Source organism: Citrobacter sp. Cb004, assembly GCF_030337065.1.
GTDB classification, from domain to species: Bacteria; Pseudomonadota; Gammaproteobacteria; order Enterobacterales; family Enterobacteriaceae; genus Citrobacter; species Citrobacter braakii.
Map to the genome: position 1 here is coordinate 329891 of NZ_JAOWCH010000070.1, position 14727 is coordinate 344617.

A 14727-nucleotide genomic window follows, 5' to 3' on the forward strand; every position below is an offset into this window, starting at 1 on the left:
AGTAATGCGTGCACTGTATGATTCAAAAAGCAAAACGATCGACGATCGAGGAATGAAATCTCTGCTCGCGCAGCCAGCGCGTGTACAGTCATGGCTCGATGTTGAAGCCGCCCTGGCTCAGGCTCAGGCCGGACACGGCATGATCCCCGCCAGCGCCGCAGTCAATATTACCGCTAACTGCCACGTGGATAAGATTGACCTGACGGAAATGGAACGCCTGCTGCGCGAGATTGGTCACGGCTTCGTTCCGGTCATCAAAGTACTGGTCAAAGCCTGTGACAGTGAAAGCGGAAAATACGTGCATTACGGCGTCACCACGCAGAATATTCAGCAAACCGCACAGCTTTATCTGGCAAAGCAGTTCGATACCATCATGCAGGGTTTTGTGGACGATATTCTGCGTAACCTGGCAAAGATGGCATCTGACCATAAAGCAACGATTATGGCCGGACGTACCCACGGTAAGCACGCGCTGCCCATCACCTGGGGCTATAAAGCCGCCGTGTGGATTGATGAGTTACTGAGCGCCCAGCAGCGCATGCGGGAAGCGGAAAAACGCGTCTTTACCGTGATGATGGGGGGAGCCGTGGGCGCCTTCCACGCGACCGGTGAAACCGGCCGCCGGGTTCAGGATAGCGTAGCCCAAAAGCTGGGAATGCATTCAATGGCGATTCCCTCCCGCAACTCGCGCATTTACCGCACTGAATACATCAGTAATTTGTGCCTGCTGGCGACGACGTTACACAAAATAGCCGAAGAGGTTTATCAGACCTCAAGCGAAGAGTTTGCCGAAGTTTCAGAAGCCTTTACTAAAGGCACCGTTGGCAGCAGCACCATGCCGCAAAAAGTGAATCCTAAACTGGCGAAGGGGATCATCGCCAACGCGCAGAAATTGTACTCAGTAATGACCTCCTGCCTGTATGTCAGCCCACGTCCCTTCGAAGCAGACAGCTCCGCTTACTTTATCTTTGACGGTAATATCCAGGAGAGTATGGAGCTAATGGCTGAGATTGTGATGCGAGCCGAAGAGTTGACGCGAACGCTGGTCATCAATCCTGGGCGTATGCGCCAGAATGTGCAGTTAACGCATGGTCTTATTAATAGCGAAAAAGTCATGATGCAGCTGGTGGAAAGGCTGGGCAAAGATGCCGCACATGAACGCGTCTACCAACTGGCAATGCGCAGCACGCATGAAGGCATCCCCTACGCTGATGTGCTGCGTGATGACCCTCTTATTCGCCAGCACTTTAGCGATTCAGAAATTAATACGCTGCTGGATCCTGCTCACTACATCGGCCTTTGCGCAGAAATCGCCGAGGAAACGGCCGCTCGCGTATGGGAGAAAGACAATGGCTGATCCCCTGCTTTCTCTGGCAAGTGAACGCATTGTCACCCCGAATGGAATCGAAAGCGGCTATCTGCATATTGAAAGCGGACGTATTTCTGGCCTCGACAGTACACCGCGAGGAAAAATCGTCGATTATCGCCATGCCATGCTGATGCCCGGTTTTGTGGATATTCACGTTCACGGCTGGGGGAGAGGGTCGTTTGCCTGGAGAGGTGAACGCCGTTCTTTGCAGGCGATGAGCCGGGATCTGGTTAACGCCGGGGTTACCGCGTGGCTTGCAACATCAGCCACCCAGTCGGAAACGTTCTTGCTGGAGAGTCTTTCCACCGCCGCAGACTGGATTGCAGACGCAAAAGCGGAAGATGGTGCCGAAGCGGTGGGTATTCATATGGAAGGCCCCTTTATTAACCCTGCATACAGCGGAATGCAGAGCAAGGACGCGATTCAACCACCCGGTATCGAAGGATTCAAACGCTATCAGCACGCCGCGAGGGGAAATATCCGTCTGATGACGCTCGCCCCCGAACTGCCGGGCGCCCTGGCGCTAATCCGCTATTTACGCCAGTCAGGCGTCACCGTGTCAGCCGGTCATACCGACGCCACCTTTGATGAAACCACCCTCGCCATTGAAGCCGGTTTAACCCACTTTACCCATGCCTTTAGCGCCATGCGCGGGCTGCATCACCGGGAGCCTGGCGTGGTGGGGGCGCTGATGTACCATCAGAATACGTATGCCGAGGTGGCAAAGCAGAGCGGGATTACGTTGCGACCAGAAGTGTTCGACATTCTCTATCGGTTGAAAAAAGATCGCCGGTTGGTCATGGTCAGCGATTGTCTGGGATATGTGGATTTTCCCGAAGGATCTGAATTCCACCATTACCTGCGCCAGGAGACGTTTCGCATTCACAATCATTGTCTTGAAATCACCGACCACAGCGGAAAGACCCGAACGGTTTCACCCACGGAGTGGTCCGAAGTGTGCAAACTGGAGATGAGCTTTCTGGACTCCGTGAAAAATGTGGTCGACAGGCTGGAAAAAGGCTGGGTTTCAGCCGCGCAGATTGCCTGCCTTAATCCGGCAATCCTGGCGGGTGTTGACGCGAGAAAAGGCAGCCTGACGTCAGGAAAAGATGCCGATATTCTCGTGTTGGGTGCAGAGTTAAACCTGGAAGCCGTCTGGTGTCGCGGCGTTTCGCAACCTCTGGCTAAATAAAAATATCACTGTAATGCATATCAAGAAAAATTTTTAACGCCTCCTGGCTCATTCCCTGAACCTGCTGAATAAATTCCTCAGCAGGTATTTTTTTGCGCGCGGAGGGAAGTCCATTTTCGCGTAATAACAGGAGATCGTCCTGCGTGAGCCAGAAATTCACTTTGACATAATCCAGCCCGGCGAAGCGGAGATGACTCGATATCTTGTTTGTAAAGGTAATCAGCAGGTCGAATTCGAGCTGCTGAAGCCGCGCAATCTCATTGATGTTGATGCAGGCGGGGATTTCAATATGGAAGCGGGAGAAAAGCATCTCTTTAAAATAGCCGACCTTACTCTCTGACGAGTTCGTCACAATAATGACCCGCTTTTTCTTATCGCCAACAACCCGATTTTTGAGCGCATACTTTTTGATAATCAGCACCAGCGTTGCCAGGTGAATAGCAGAAAAGGTCGTTTGCCAGTGATGTTCAATCTCCTTCACCGCATACTGGACATGATCCCATAGCTCAGGATAGCGTCGCTGGACATCATGGAGCTTTTTATCATCGAACCAGAGATGAAATTTATTCTGGATGATGGCGGCATAGATAAAATTATAAATCTCCGCAAACCAGGCGTGCTGATTGTGAATGGTGTTCTCCAGACATCCGGCTAAAGCGTGACAGGTGCGCTTAACGTAAGAGACCAGCCGGGCGTCGTATAATGTGAAGGGGCGATGAGTAAACGTCAGTGAAGCAATCAGCAGATCCAGACAGATATTTTCATCCGCATCAGGCAATACGCCATAAGGAAAGGTTGTCAAAAACTCAGCCGCCGAACTCTCCGTAATTCTGTGTCCCCTGCGGATACGGTGCAGGGCAAGGCTAAGATAGACCAGTAAGTATTTTCTGCCGTTATATCCTAGGGCGATGACCGGACTGATTTTATCTTCGTAATAGTCTGCCGCCTGGTTTATCTCTGCTGCACACTCATGAAGAAACTGTTCGGCAATTGAACGGCCTGTCGGCTCATTGGCCTGGTGGGCGATAAGTCGGTGATCCTCACCAATTTCGACCGTTTTTAATATCGTCATGCACGCCGCCAGCCGCAGCTGGAACTCATCCCCCGCAAGCCGGGATCCTTTACGCGGGATACTTTGCACAATCAGATCGCGTTCCTGCACCAGGCTCATCATGACGGGATTATCATTTTTTACCGTTCCCGCACTGACATAAAATTTTTTGTAATAATCATTTTTATTCACGACATCGTGCAAACAGAGCGCCACAAAGAGATCCTTCACCCTCTCTTCTGCCGTAGTGATATAGCGATTAAACTGGACGCGCGCTAAAAACTGTCGGTATTCGCTGTAGCCAATCCGGGTGGTAATAAACTGATTATCCTGATGTAGCTGGACATTTTCTGGCAGAAGTTCATTGAGCTCTTTCATTGTCCGTTTTAGCGTGGAGAGCGTTTTACCGAAACGCTCGACGGCCTCTTCAACGGGGAGCGGACTGTTGTCCTGGAGATATTTCAGGAAAGAGAGATCAAAGTGATTCATGAACGCCTGCCAGTTAATTATGCAGGGCACATAATAGAGGAAAACCTCAATTAAAACCGTGACCCGTCGCGAGTCACGGTTGATTATAGCCCCATCGCCGTGCCTGCCAGTAGCCAGAGATTGAGCGCCACGACCAGTATCACAATGACCCAGCCAATCTGTTTAACGCAACGACGATTGACCAGATCCCCCATCAGCTTACTGTCGCTGGTGAAGATCAGCAGCGGCACCAGCGCCAGCGCGATACCAAAACTGAGCAACACCTGACTCATCACCAGAATACGGGTCGGATCCAATCCCATCAGAATCACAATAAATGATGGCATCATGGTGACGGTACGGCGTACCCATAGCGGAATGTGAAAACGGATAAACCCTTGCATCACCACCTGCCCCGCCAGCGTACCGACCACGGTAGAAGAGAGTCCCGCAGCCACCAGGCTTAAACCAAACACCGTCGCTGCAGCGTGACTCAACAACGGTTCAAGTGTCAGATACGCCTGATCGAGATCGGCAATACCGGTATGCCCGCTAAAATGAAATGCAGCGGCAGCCGTCGCCATCATCGCCAGATTGACAAATCCGGCAATCGTCATGGCGATAGCCACATCCCATTTAGTGGCCGCATAGCGCTGTTGGCGTGTTCCGCCGTGCAAATGCTGAGTTAAGGAAGAGTGCAGATAAATGACGTGCGGCATGATAGTCGCACCGAGTACCCCAGCGGCCAGGAACACCGCTTCGGAATTAGGCAGGCTTGGGATCACCATTCCCTTACTAAGCTGCGCAAAGTTCGGTTGGGAAAAAACCAGCTCCACAATGTAAGCCGCGGCCACAAACAGCAGCAGGCCGCCAATCACCTTTTCCAGCGGTTTTTGACCGCGACGCTGCAGCATCAGAATTAAGAACGTCGCGATACCGGTGAGTACGGCCCCTTGCAATAAGGAAACGCCGAGGATCAGTTTGAAGCCAATCGCAGCGCCAATAAATTCAGCAAGGTCTGTTGCCATAGCGATAATTTCTGCCTGCACCCAGTAGAACCACACCACCGGGCGAGGATAATGATCGCGAATTTGCTCCGCCAGGTTTTTCCCCGTAGCAATGCCGAGTTTTGCCGACAGCACCTGAATCAACATCGCCATCAGGTTTGCCCAGACCACCACCCACAGCAATTGATAACCAAAGCTGGCCCCTGCCTGGATATTGGTGGCGAAGTTACCCGGATCGATATAGCCGATCGCCGCGATGAACGCAGGTCCCATTAATGCGAGCTTCAACTTGCGCGCTGCCCGCCCACTGCTACTCTCAACGCGATCGTTAGTCATTTTAGTGCCTCAGAAACATAGCCTTTGCTATATTTCAAGCTACGCCTACTGAGAATGATTATCAAATTCATTTTAATGGGTGACGTTGATTTCTCTGATAGCGTTTGTCTATGGATCGATAAGGATTCTGGAAATACCGGCGAGATGTTTAATTATTGTTATGAGAATAGCACAATGACATAACTTTTCACTTCCATACTAAACATAACGGAAGTGTATCACCGATCACTAATTTTGAATCTCGTCACAGGTCCTTATTATAGTGTGTGTTTGATCTCGTTTTCTTTATGGTTGTTACATAGAATGTGCACGAAAACTAAACCTGCCTCATATTTGGAGCAAATATGGACCGCGTTCTTCATTTTGTCCTGGCCCTTGCCGTGGTTGCGGTACTCGCACTGCTGGTAAGCAGTGACCGTAAAAAAATCCGCATTCGTTATGTTATTCAATTGCTTGTTATCGAAGTGTTACTGGCATGGTTCTTCCTGAACTCTGATGTCGGTCTGGGCTTCGTGAGAGGCTTCTCCGAGATGTTTGAGAAACTGCTCGGGTTTGCTAATGAAGGGACAAACTTTGTCTTCGGTAGCATGAACGATAAAGGCCTGGCATTCTTCTTCCTGAAAGTGCTTTGCCCGATCGTCTTCATCTCCGCCCTGATCGGTATTTTGCAGCATATCCGCGTACTGCCGGTAATCATCCGCGCGATTGGTTTCCTGTTATCCAAAGTAAACGGTATGGGCAAACTGGAATCCTTCAACGCCGTCAGCTCTCTGATCCTGGGTCAGTCCGAGAACTTTATCGCCTATAAAGATATTCTCGGCAAAATGTCTCGTAACCGTATGTACACCATGGCAGCAACGGCGATGTCGACTGTTTCCATGTCTATCGTCGGCGCGTACATGACCATGCTGGAACCGAAGTATGTGGTTGCGGCGCTGGTTCTGAACATGTTCAGCACCTTTATCGTGCTGTCGCTGATCAACCCGTACCGCGTTGACGCCAGCGAAGAAAATATCCAGATGTCTAACCTGCACGAAGGCCAGAGTTTCTTCGAAATGCTGGGTGAATACATTCTGGCTGGTTTCAAAGTGGCAATTATCGTTGCGGCGATGCTGATTGGTTTCATCGCACTGATCGCTGCCCTGAACGCTCTGTTCGCCACCGTGACCGGTTGGTTTGGCTACAGCATCTCCTTCCAGGGCATCCTGGGTTACATCTTCTACCCGGTTGCATGGGTAATGGGTGTGCCGTCCAGCGAAGCGCTGCAGGTAGGCAGTATCATGGCAACTAAACTGGTTTCCAACGAATTCGTTGCGATGATGGATCTGCAGAAAATCGCCGCTACGCTCTCCCCGCGCGCAGAAGGCATCCTGTCCGTGTTCCTGGTTTCCTTCGCTAACTTCTCTTCCATCGGTATTATCGCCGGTGCGATTAAAGGCCTGAACGAAGAGCAAGGTAACGTGGTTTCTCGCTTTGGTCTGAAGCTGGTGTACGGCTCTACGCTGGTGAGCGTACTGTCCGCATCTATCGCCGCACTGGTGCTGTAAGCGTAAGACAACGTCGCAGTAATAAGACCGGGGAGATTCATATTCTCCCCGGTTTTTTTATGCCTGCGATTCAGCAAACCGAAGAGATAAAGAGTAAGAACTGGCAGGATGCAGAAACAAAAAACCCCCGCTTTTCAGCGAGGGTTTAAATTTTGGTGGAGCTAAGCGGGATCGAACCGCTGACCTCTTGCATGCCATGCAAGCGCTCTCCCAGCTGAGCTATAGCCCCACGATGCTTTTACGTACGTACCAAATTCATTGGGATTAAATTTGGTGGAGCTAAGCGGGATCGAACCGCTGACCTCTTGCATGCCATGCAAGCGCTCTCCCAGCTGAGCTATAGCCCCATTACGTAAAGCTTGTCGAGTTGACGGGCGGCATCATATGAATTCCCTTCGCGTGTGTCAACGGCAAAATTAACTCATAGAATTCAATCGCTGAAAAAGCAGTCAAATGAAGAACATTGCGTAACAACTCGCATTCAGTAGTTAAACGCGTCACGGTTTCTACTAAAATGGTGCTATAAAATGAACCACTAATTAACCCCACGACTATTCAGGGAATCGTTATGTTCAAGGAACGGATGACGCCAGAAGAACTTGCTAATCTGACCGGATACAGCCGACAGACCATCAATAAATGGGTACGCAAAGAAGGTTGGGCGACATCACCAAAACCAGGCGTTCAGGGCGGTAAAGCCCGGCTGGTTCACGTCACCGAACAAGTTCGTGAATACATTCGCAGCGCTGAGCGTTCAGCCGAAGGTTTATCAGATAACTTATCGATATCCGGCGATACCTCTGTTGAAGCGCTGCTGATTAGGCTCGCCAAAGAAATGACGCCGACAGAACAGAAAATGTTTACCTCACTGATCCTGCGTGAAGGCATTACGGGTTTATTACAGCGTTTAGGGATCCGCGAAAACAAATAATATGAAAAAATTACGCAGCAAAATGACGACCGAAGAGCTGGCGGAATGTCTCGGGGTTGCCAAACAAACCGTCAATCGTTGGATCAGAGAACAAAACTGGACTACCGAAAAGTTTCCCGGCGTTAAAGGTGGTCGTGCAAGACTGATTCATATTGACTCCAGCGTCCGCGCGTTTCTGCTCAATATTCCCGCTTTTCGCAAAGTCCCTGAAGTTTATCAGGCTGAAGAACCGCTGGCAGAATACACCCACGTAGTACGCAGCCACGCGTGTCGCCAGATAATTAGCGCACTGGACAACATGTCCCCAACGGAACAAGAAAAGCTGGCGATGTATATTTCGCGCGAAGGTATTCGCACTTTTCTTACTCGTTTGGGTATTGATGAGTCTGAATAACAGGCAAAAAAAACGGCAGGATACGCTCCTGCCGTTGTTTCATCGGTCAATCAGTCTTATTGCTGGCTTTCACGCTCAGCAATAAACGCCAGCGCTTTATTAATACGCTCAATGCTGCGGGATTTACCAATCGCATGCACCGTAACGTCTAGCGCCGGGGACTGACCCGCGCCGGTAACGGCTACGCGCAGCGGCATCCCGACTTTACCCATACCAACTTCCAGCTCATCAGCCGTTGCCTGAATCGCATGGTGCACGTTTTCTGCCGTCCACTCGCTAATCGCAGCCAGCTTGTCACGAACCACTTCCAGCGGCTGACGCGCAACCGGACGCAGGTGTTTCTTCGCTGCATCAGCGTCGAACTCGGCAAAGTCTTCGTAGAAGTAGCGGCAGCTCTGCGCCATCTCTTTCAGCGTTTTGCAGCGCTCACCGAGCAGTTTAACCAGCTCTGACAGCTGCGGGCCTACGCGGGTATCGATATTTTCCTGCTCAATGTGCCACTGCAGATGGGTTGCTACATATTCCGGCGCCAGCGCATTAATATAGTGATGGTTCAGCCACTGCAGTTTTTCAGTGTTAAACGCACTCGCAGACTTGCTCACCGCACCGAGGGAGAACAGTTTGATCATCTCTTCACGGGTGAAAATTTCCTGATCGCCACTGGACCAACCCAGACGCACCAGATAGTTCAGCAGCGCTTCCGGCAGGTAACCGTCGTCGCGGTATTGCATAACGCTGACCGCACCGTGACGTTTGGAGAGTTTTTTACCATCGTCACCATTGATCATTGATACGTGTGCGTAAACTGGCACCGGCGCGTTCAGCGCTTTCAGGATATTGATCTGACGCGGAGTGTTGTTGATATGGTCTTCACCACGAATAACGTGGGTGATTTCCATATCCCAGTCGTCGACAACAACGCAGAAGTTGTAGGTCGGGGAACCGTCGGTACGGCGAATGATCAAATCATCCAGCTCCTGGTTGCTGAATTCAATCGGCCCACGGATCTGGTCGTCAAAAATAACGGAACCGTCCTGCGGGTTGGCAAAACGAACCACGCAAGGTTCATCAGCAACGTGATGCTCGTGGCCGTGGCGGCAGCGGCCGTCGTAACGCGGCTTCTCACCGTTCGCCATCTGCTCTTCGCGCAGCGCGTCCAGACGCTCTTTAGAGCAGTAGCATTTATATGCAGTGCCTGCTTCCAGCATTTCATCAATCACCGCGTTGTAGCGATCAAAACGTTTGGTCTGGAAGTACGGGCCTTCATCCCATTCCAGATTCAGCCAGTTCATGCCATCCATAATGGCTTCAATAGCTTCCGGAGTGGAGCGTTCGAGATCGGTGTCTTCAATACGCAGCACAAACTCACCGCCATGGTTGCGTGCAAAAAGCCAGGAATAAAGAGCAGTACGCGCACCGCCGACGTGCAGGTAGCCTGTCGGGCTTGGCGCGAAGCGAGTTTTGATTTTCATGAAATGGCCTTACGTTTATAAAGATGCCGACAACCGGCAAATCCAGGGAAGATTATCAGGCTCGTATTCTATCACCGTGGTCTGATTCCTCAATGTTGTTCAGGTTGGAACATTACGCTTTGCCATTTTCGTATACAAATCATGCCGCACGGACTGTTTTGCGATCGTTTTGTTTAAATTTACGACGAACGAACAATTTCTTTAGAAAATGCGTTGACTCATTTTCAACTCTCCCTATAATGCGACTCCACACAGCGGGGGTGATTAGCTCAGCTGGGAGAGCACCTCCCTTACAAGGAGGGGGTCGGCGGTTCGATCCCGTCATCACCCACCACTTCGGGTCGTTAGCTCAGTTGGTAGAGCAGTTGACTTTTAATCAATTGGTCGCAGGTTCGAATCCTGCACGACCCACCAATGTAAAAAGGCGCCCTAAAGGCGCCTTTTTGCTATCTGCAATTTATCAGATTCGAACCTGCAGCAGGTCGAGTCGAACGCAGTGAGACAACGGAGCCGTTTACGGCGACGGCCCGAAGGGCGAGCGAAGCGAGTCATCCTGCACGACCCACCAATGTAAAAAGGCGCCCTAAAGGCGCCTTTTTACTATGCAGAGAAGAACCATTTCCCCTCTGATAACCACCAGTGTGAGCGTTATAACTGATACAACGGATCGCGGGCGCGGGCTGCGGTTAATTCACTGGCCTGCATACGTACCACATCCCACAGCGCCTGAGCAGCGGTTGATAAAGAGCGGTTTTTACGTCGGGCCAGCATCAGTTGCCGTTCAACAACCGGCGTCAGGCGCTTAACCTGCAAGTGACTGCCCTGCGGTAAGGGGAGCGCCAGCGCGGGCAGCACGCTGATGCCAATCCCCGCCTCAACCATCGGAAACAGCGTGGCGGGATGGCCAATCTCCTGAACGATATTGGCATCAATGGAAAAATGGGCCAGCGCAGCGTCGATCAGCGGTCGACTACCGGAAGCATAATCCTGTAGCACCAGGCGTTCGTGATACAAATCCTGCCAGTTCACCCACTCTCGTTGGGCTAACGGATGATCCTGGCGACACAGCAGCAGGAACGGTTCGGACAGCACGGCTTCACACTGCAAATCGGTGACTGCGCCGGGATCAATCACAATGCCAAAATCCACTTCTCCCTGGCGAATACTCTCCAGCACCCATTGCTGTGGCCGGTCGTGCAGCACAAAATCGATAGCCGGATAAAGCTGATTACTCTGGGCAATACACTGCGGAATAAGATGAGCAGAGATCGTCTGGCTGGCGGCAACCCGCACCGTGCCGGTTAACTGCGTTCCTACCTGTCCGGCTTCGCGCAGCGTGCTATGCAATTCATCCAGAATACGTTCCAGCCGCGCCGCCAACTGGTGTCCGGCCTCCGTCAGTACCACTTCCCGCGTCGTTCTGTCCAATAACCGCACACCCGTCTGCCCTTCCAGCTCTTTTACACTATGGCTGACCGCCGACTGGCTTAAGCCGATGATATCCCCCGCCCGGCTAAAGCTTTTGGCCTGAGCGACGGTGACAAAGATACGCAACTGACGCAGAGAGTAATTCATCTATTCGATTCATATATGGATGCAATAAATCAATTTTATTTCTCAAACGGAAAAAAGCAAAATGTTACTACCGAATTTCAGGAGTCTTTATGAAACTTTTTCGTATTCTTGATCCGTTCACGATAACGCTGATAACCGTTGTTTTGCTGGCGTCCTTTTTCCCGGCCGAAGGTGGTTTTGTGCCTTTCTTTGAAGGCTTAACCACCGCCGCCATTGCCCTGCTGTTTTTTATGCACGGGGCGAAACTCTCGCGTGAAGCCATTATTGCCGGTGGTAGCCACTGGCGTTTGCATCTGTGGGTGATGTGCAGCACGTTTGTTGTCTTCCCGGTTCTGGGCGTTCTGTTCGCCTGGTGGGCACCGGTCAACGTTGACCCGATGCTGTACACCGGTTTCCTGTACCTGTGTATTTTGCCTGCCACTGTGCAGTCAGCCATCGCTTTTACGTCGCTGGCGGGCGGTAACGTTGCCGCCGCCGTTTGTTCTGCTTCGGCCTCCAGCCTACTGGGTATTTTTCTCTCGCCGCTGCTGGTAGGGCTGGTGATGAATATGCACGGCGCAGAAGGCAGCCTGGAGCAGGTGGGTAAAATCATGTTGCAGCTGCTGCTGCCGTTCGTGCTGGGTCACCTTTCACGTCCGTGGATTGGAAACTGGGTTTCTCGACATAAAAAATGGATCGCGAAAACGGATCAATCCTCTATTTTGCTGGTGGTGTACTCCGCCTTCAGTGAAGCCGTCGTTAACGGGATCTGGCACAAAGTGGGGGTGGGTTCACTGCTGTTTATCGTGGTGGTCAGCATCATACTGCTGGCAATCGTGATTGGCATAAATGTCTTTGTTGCGCGCAAATGCGGCTTTAACAAAGCTGATGAAATCACCATTGTGTTCTGCGGTTCGAAAAAGAGCCTGGCGAACGGGATCCCAATGGCAAATATTTTGTTCCCAACTTCGGTGATTGGGATGATGGTGCTACCGTTGATGATCTTCCATCAAATACAGCTAATGGTGTGCGCCGTGCTGGCGCGTCGCTACAAGCAACAGACGGACGCATTGCAGGCGCAACAGAAAAGCCGCGCCGCGAAGGCTTAAAGAGGACGTTTCAGGGGCTGCACCAGTTGCGTCAGCCCCTCAGTTTTAATCAGCAGCGTGATTTGCATCAGCTCGCCAAGCTTGCCCGGCGGGAATTCATCCTTACGGGCAAACCACAGCAGATACTCTTCCGGGACATCAATCAACCGACGCCCTTTATATTTGCCAAAGGGCATCACAGTATTAGCGATGTCAACCAGCTGCTCTTTTTCCATCTCAGGCACCCAGTAAGCGGATCATTTCAGCTTCATCGATCACGGCAATACCCAGTTCCTGTGCTTTTGCCAGTTTCGAACCCGCCGCTTCACCGGCAATCACCAGATCGGTTTTCTTCGACACGCTACCGGCCACTTTTGCACCTAACTCGGTCAGTCTCGCTTTGGCGTCATCGCGCGACATCAGGCTCAGACTCCCGGTCAGCACTACCGTTTTACCTGCGAAGGGGCTGTCGATTTCTTCAGCGTTAATGACCACCGGCGCTGGCCAGTGGATCCCCTGCGCCAGCAGTTGAACAATCACCTCGCGGTTGCTCTCTTCGGCGAAGAAATTAAACACGTGCGTCGCCACCACAATGCCGACATCCGGCACTTTTTGCAGCTCTTCAATGGAAGCGGCTTCCAGCGCGTCAAGCGTGCCAAAATACGCCGCCAGACCAGCAGCCGTAGCTTCGCCGACTTCACGAATGCCTAGCGCATAGAGGAAACGGGCAAACGTGGTTTCTTTCGCTTTTTCCAGCGCGTTGACCACGTTTTGCGCCGACTTCGGCCCCATACGATCAAGCCCCGTCAGTTTACCGGCGGTCAGGGTGAAAAGATCCGCCGGCGTGTGGACATACTCTTTCTCGACCAGTTGATCGATAATTTTGTCGCCCATACCGTCAACGTCGAGCGCGCGGCGGGAAACAAAGTGTTTCAGCGATTCCTTACGCTGTGCTCCACAGATTAAACCGCCGGTGCAGCGAGTGACCGCTTCGCCTTCCACACGTTCAACATCAGAGTTACAAACCGGACAATGCGCTGGAAACACAATTTCGCGGGTATCTTCCGGGCGTTCAGAAAGCACGACGTTCACCACCTGCGGGATGACATCGCCCGCACGGCGAATGACGACTTTATCGCCAATACGCAACCCCAGACGCTCGATTTCATCAGCGTTATGCAGCGTTGCGTTACTGACCAGCACCCCGGCAACCTGGACCGGCTCAAGGCGGGCGACGGGCGTAATCGCCCCGGTACGTCCAACCTGAAACTCAACATCGCGTACGAAAGTCATCTGCTCCTGCGCCGGGAACTTAAAGGCCACAGCCCAGCGCGGCGCGCGGGCAACAAAGCCCAATTGCTCCTGCAACGCCATAGAGTTGACTTTGATCACCACGCCATCGATATCAAATCCCAGCGTTGGTCGGTCTTCTTCAACCTTGTGATAGTAAGCAAGTACTTCCTCCGGGGAGTCGCAAAGCGCCACTCTATCGCTTACCGGCAGGCCCCACTCTTTAAATTGCAGCAGGCGGCCCAGATGGGTATCTGGCAGCACGCCGCCTTCCAACACACCAACGCCATAGCAAAAGAAAGTAAGCGGTCGCTTCGCTGTGATACGTGGATCGAGCTGGCGTAATGAACCGGCCGCCGCGTTACGCGGGTTAGCAAACACTTTGTTGCCAGTGCGGCGGGCCTCTTCGTTAATTTTTTCAAATCCGGCCTGTGGCAGGAACACTTCACCGCGCACTTCCAGACGTGAAGGGATGTTTTCGCCACGCAGTTTTAACGGGATTGCGCGAATGGTGCGCACGTTAGAGGTAATATCCTCACCCGTGGTGCCATCACCACGCGTTGCAGCGCTGACCAGCACACCGTTTTCATACAGGATACTCACCGCCAGGCCGTCCAGTTTCAGTTCACAGCACCAGGTCAGTTTATCGGTACTCTTTAGCCTGTCCTGCACGCGCTTGTTGAAAGCGAGAAAACTCTCTTCATCAAACACGTTATCCAGCGACAGCATCGGCACTTCATGGCGAATCTGGCTGAACGCGGTTAACGGTGCTGCGCCAACGCGTTGGGTTGGCGAGTCGGGGGTAACAAGGTCCGGATGCTGCGCTTCCAGCTCGCGCAGTTCGCGCATCAGGCGATCGTATTCCGCATCAGGAATTTCCGGCGCGTCCATCACATGGTAGAGATACTCATGATGGCGAAGCGTGGTTCGCAGTTCTGTCAGTTGTTGTTCGATTGATTCCATATCGCACCATCAATGATAAAAAACCCCCGACAGGCGGGGGTTTAGAAAGGAAATGTCACGCCAGA

General features: G+C 52.0%; 13 protein-coding genes and 4 tRNA genes. 8 read left to right on the top strand and 9 right to left on the bottom strand.

Annotated features, from left to right (window positions below):
• The first annotated feature begins 4 nt into the window (after positions 1-4).
• Both OGV65_RS23015 and OGV65_RS23020 read left to right on the top strand, forming a co-directional pair.
• Positions 5-1357 carry a class-II fumarase/aspartase family protein gene (locus OGV65_RS23015; protein WP_286455488.1) on the top strand — a complete coding sequence of 451 codons (1353 nt, stop codon included), beginning with the start codon at positions 5-7 and terminating at the stop codon, positions 1355-1357.
• Positions 1350-2561 (top strand): N-acetylglucosamine-6-phosphate deacetylase, encoded by a 1212-nt coding sequence (locus OGV65_RS23020; protein ID WP_200046902.1) that lies wholly within the window; start codon positions 1350-1352, stop codon positions 2559-2561. Before OGV65_RS23015 ends, OGV65_RS23020 begins: the two co-directional genes overlap by 8 nt.
• Here the strand turns inward: OGV65_RS23020 and OGV65_RS23025 are convergent.
• The 3 genes from OGV65_RS23025 to OGV65_RS25570 all read right to left on the bottom strand — a co-directional run bounded on the left by OGV65_RS23025 (position 2554) and on the right by OGV65_RS25570 (position 5494).
• On the bottom strand, positions 2554-4101 hold the full coding sequence (locus OGV65_RS23025) for a BglG family transcription antiterminator (RefSeq protein WP_286455489.1): 1548 nt from the start codon (positions 4099-4101) through the stop codon (positions 2554-2556). The genes OGV65_RS23020 and OGV65_RS23025 overlap by 8 nt on opposite strands.
• An 83-nt stretch (positions 4102-4184) precedes the next feature.
• Entirely contained in the window at positions 4185-5423 is a 1239-nt protein-coding gene (locus tag OGV65_RS23030; protein WP_016153911.1) for an Nramp family divalent metal transporter, read from the bottom strand.
• Positions 5420-5494 carry a hypothetical protein gene (locus OGV65_RS25570; protein WP_422651152.1) on the bottom strand — a complete coding sequence of 25 codons (75 nt, stop codon included), beginning with the start codon at positions 5492-5494 and terminating at the stop codon, positions 5420-5422. The genes OGV65_RS23030 and OGV65_RS25570 overlap by 4 nt, the downstream gene beginning before the upstream one ends.
• A gap of 273 nt (positions 5495-5767) precedes the next feature.
• Between OGV65_RS25570 and nupC the strand changes: the two genes are divergently transcribed.
• Complete coding sequence (nupC, locus tag OGV65_RS23035; protein ID WP_016153912.1) at positions 5768-6970, top strand: nucleoside permease NupC; 1203 nt, start codon at positions 5768-5770, stop codon at positions 6968-6970.
• Positions 6971-7123: 153 nt separating this feature from the next.
• Here nupC and OGV65_RS23040 read toward each other — a convergent pair.
• Both OGV65_RS23040 and OGV65_RS23045 read right to left on the bottom strand, forming a co-directional pair.
• Positions 7124-7199, bottom strand: a tRNA-Ala gene (locus tag OGV65_RS23040).
• Between the two features lie 42 nt (positions 7200-7241).
• Positions 7242-7317 (bottom strand) — tRNA-Ala (locus OGV65_RS23045).
• Between the two features lie 221 nt (positions 7318-7538).
• Between OGV65_RS23045 and OGV65_RS23050 the strand changes: the two genes are divergently transcribed.
• Positions 7539-7901 carry a YfeC-like transcriptional regulator gene (locus OGV65_RS23050; protein WP_047499824.1) on the top strand — a complete coding sequence of 121 codons (363 nt, stop codon included), beginning with the start codon at positions 7539-7541 and terminating at the stop codon, positions 7899-7901.
• 1 nt (position 7902) lies between these two features.
• Positions 7903-8295 (top strand): MerR family transcriptional regulator, encoded by a 393-nt coding sequence (locus OGV65_RS23055; protein WP_016153914.1) that lies wholly within the window; start codon positions 7903-7905, stop codon positions 8293-8295.
• 56 nt (positions 8296-8351) lie between these two features.
• On the opposite strand, the gene gltX is transcribed toward OGV65_RS23055, so the two are convergent.
• The gene (gltX, locus tag OGV65_RS23060; RefSeq protein WP_103766598.1) at positions 8352-9767 is read right to left on the bottom strand and encodes a glutamate--tRNA ligase; all 1416 of its coding nucleotides are present in this window, start codon (positions 9765-9767) and stop codon (positions 8352-8354) included.
• A gap of 258 nt (positions 9768-10025) precedes the next feature.
• Between gltX and OGV65_RS23065 the strand changes: the two genes are divergently transcribed.
• Positions 10026-10101, top strand: a tRNA-Val gene (locus OGV65_RS23065).
• 4 nt (positions 10102-10105) lie between these two features.
• Positions 10106-10181, top strand: a tRNA-Lys gene (locus OGV65_RS23070).
• A 234-nt stretch (positions 10182-10415) separates the two neighbouring features.
• Here OGV65_RS23070 and OGV65_RS23075 read toward each other — a convergent pair.
• On the bottom strand, positions 10416-11342 hold the full coding sequence (locus tag OGV65_RS23075; RefSeq protein WP_016153919.1) for a LysR family transcriptional regulator: 927 nt from the start codon (positions 11340-11342) through the stop codon (positions 10416-10418).
• A gap of 89 nt (positions 11343-11431) precedes the next feature.
• Here OGV65_RS23075 and OGV65_RS23080 point away from each other — a divergent pair, with 89 nt between their 5' ends.
• A complete protein-coding gene (locus OGV65_RS23080) occupies positions 11432-12430 on the top strand; it encodes a bile acid:sodium symporter family protein (RefSeq protein ID WP_016153920.1) in 999 nt (332 codons plus the stop codon).
• Here the strand turns inward: OGV65_RS23080 and OGV65_RS23085 are convergent.
• A complete protein-coding gene (locus OGV65_RS23085; protein ID WP_016153921.1) occupies positions 12427-12645 on the bottom strand; it encodes a DUF3820 family protein in 219 nt (72 codons plus the stop codon). The two genes, OGV65_RS23080 and OGV65_RS23085, sit on opposite strands and share 4 nt — an antisense overlap.
• A 1-nt stretch (position 12646) precedes the next feature.
• Positions 12647-14662 (bottom strand): NAD-dependent DNA ligase LigA, encoded by a 2016-nt coding sequence (gene ligA, locus OGV65_RS23090; protein ID WP_049282268.1) that lies wholly within the window; start codon positions 14660-14662, stop codon positions 12647-12649.
• Positions 14663-14727 lie beyond the last annotated feature (65 nt).

What these genes read in the sequence shown, in the direction of transcription:
- OGV65_RS23015 (WP_286455488.1), top strand. Translation starts at nt 5, where the DNA reads ATGCGTGCACTGTATGATTCAAAAAGCAAAACGATCGACGATCGAGGA.
- OGV65_RS23020 (WP_200046902.1), top strand. Translation starts at nt 1,350, where the DNA reads ATGGCTGATCCCCTGCTTTCTCTGGCAAGTGAACGCATTGTCACCCCG.
- OGV65_RS23025 (WP_286455489.1), bottom strand. Translation starts at nt 4,101, where the DNA reads ATGAATCACTTTGATCTCTCTTTCCTGAAATATCTCCAGGACAACAGT.
- OGV65_RS23030 (WP_016153911.1), bottom strand. Translation starts at nt 5,423, where the DNA reads ATGACTAACGATCGCGTTGAGAGTAGCAGTGGGCGGGCAGCGCGCAAG.
- nupC (WP_016153912.1), top strand. Translation starts at nt 5,768, where the DNA reads ATGGACCGCGTTCTTCATTTTGTCCTGGCCCTTGCCGTGGTTGCGGTA.
- OGV65_RS23050 (WP_047499824.1), top strand. Translation starts at nt 7,539, where the DNA reads ATGTTCAAGGAACGGATGACGCCAGAAGAACTTGCTAATCTGACCGGA.
- OGV65_RS23055 (WP_016153914.1), top strand. Translation starts at nt 7,903, where the DNA reads ATGAAAAAATTACGCAGCAAAATGACGACCGAAGAGCTGGCGGAATGT.
- gltX (WP_103766598.1), bottom strand. Translation starts at nt 9,767, where the DNA reads ATGAAAATCAAAACTCGCTTCGCGCCAAGCCCGACAGGCTACCTGCAC.
- OGV65_RS23075 (WP_016153919.1), bottom strand. Translation starts at nt 11,342, where the DNA reads ATGAATTACTCTCTGCGTCAGTTGCGTATCTTTGTCACCGTCGCTCAG.
- OGV65_RS23080 (WP_016153920.1), top strand. Translation starts at nt 11,432, where the DNA reads ATGAAACTTTTTCGTATTCTTGATCCGTTCACGATAACGCTGATAACC.
- OGV65_RS23085 (WP_016153921.1), bottom strand. Translation starts at nt 12,645, where the DNA reads ATGGAAAAAGAGCAGCTGGTTGACATCGCTAATACTGTGATGCCCTTT.
- ligA (WP_049282268.1), bottom strand. Translation starts at nt 14,662, where the DNA reads ATGGAATCAATCGAACAACAACTGACAGAACTGCGAACCACGCTTCGC.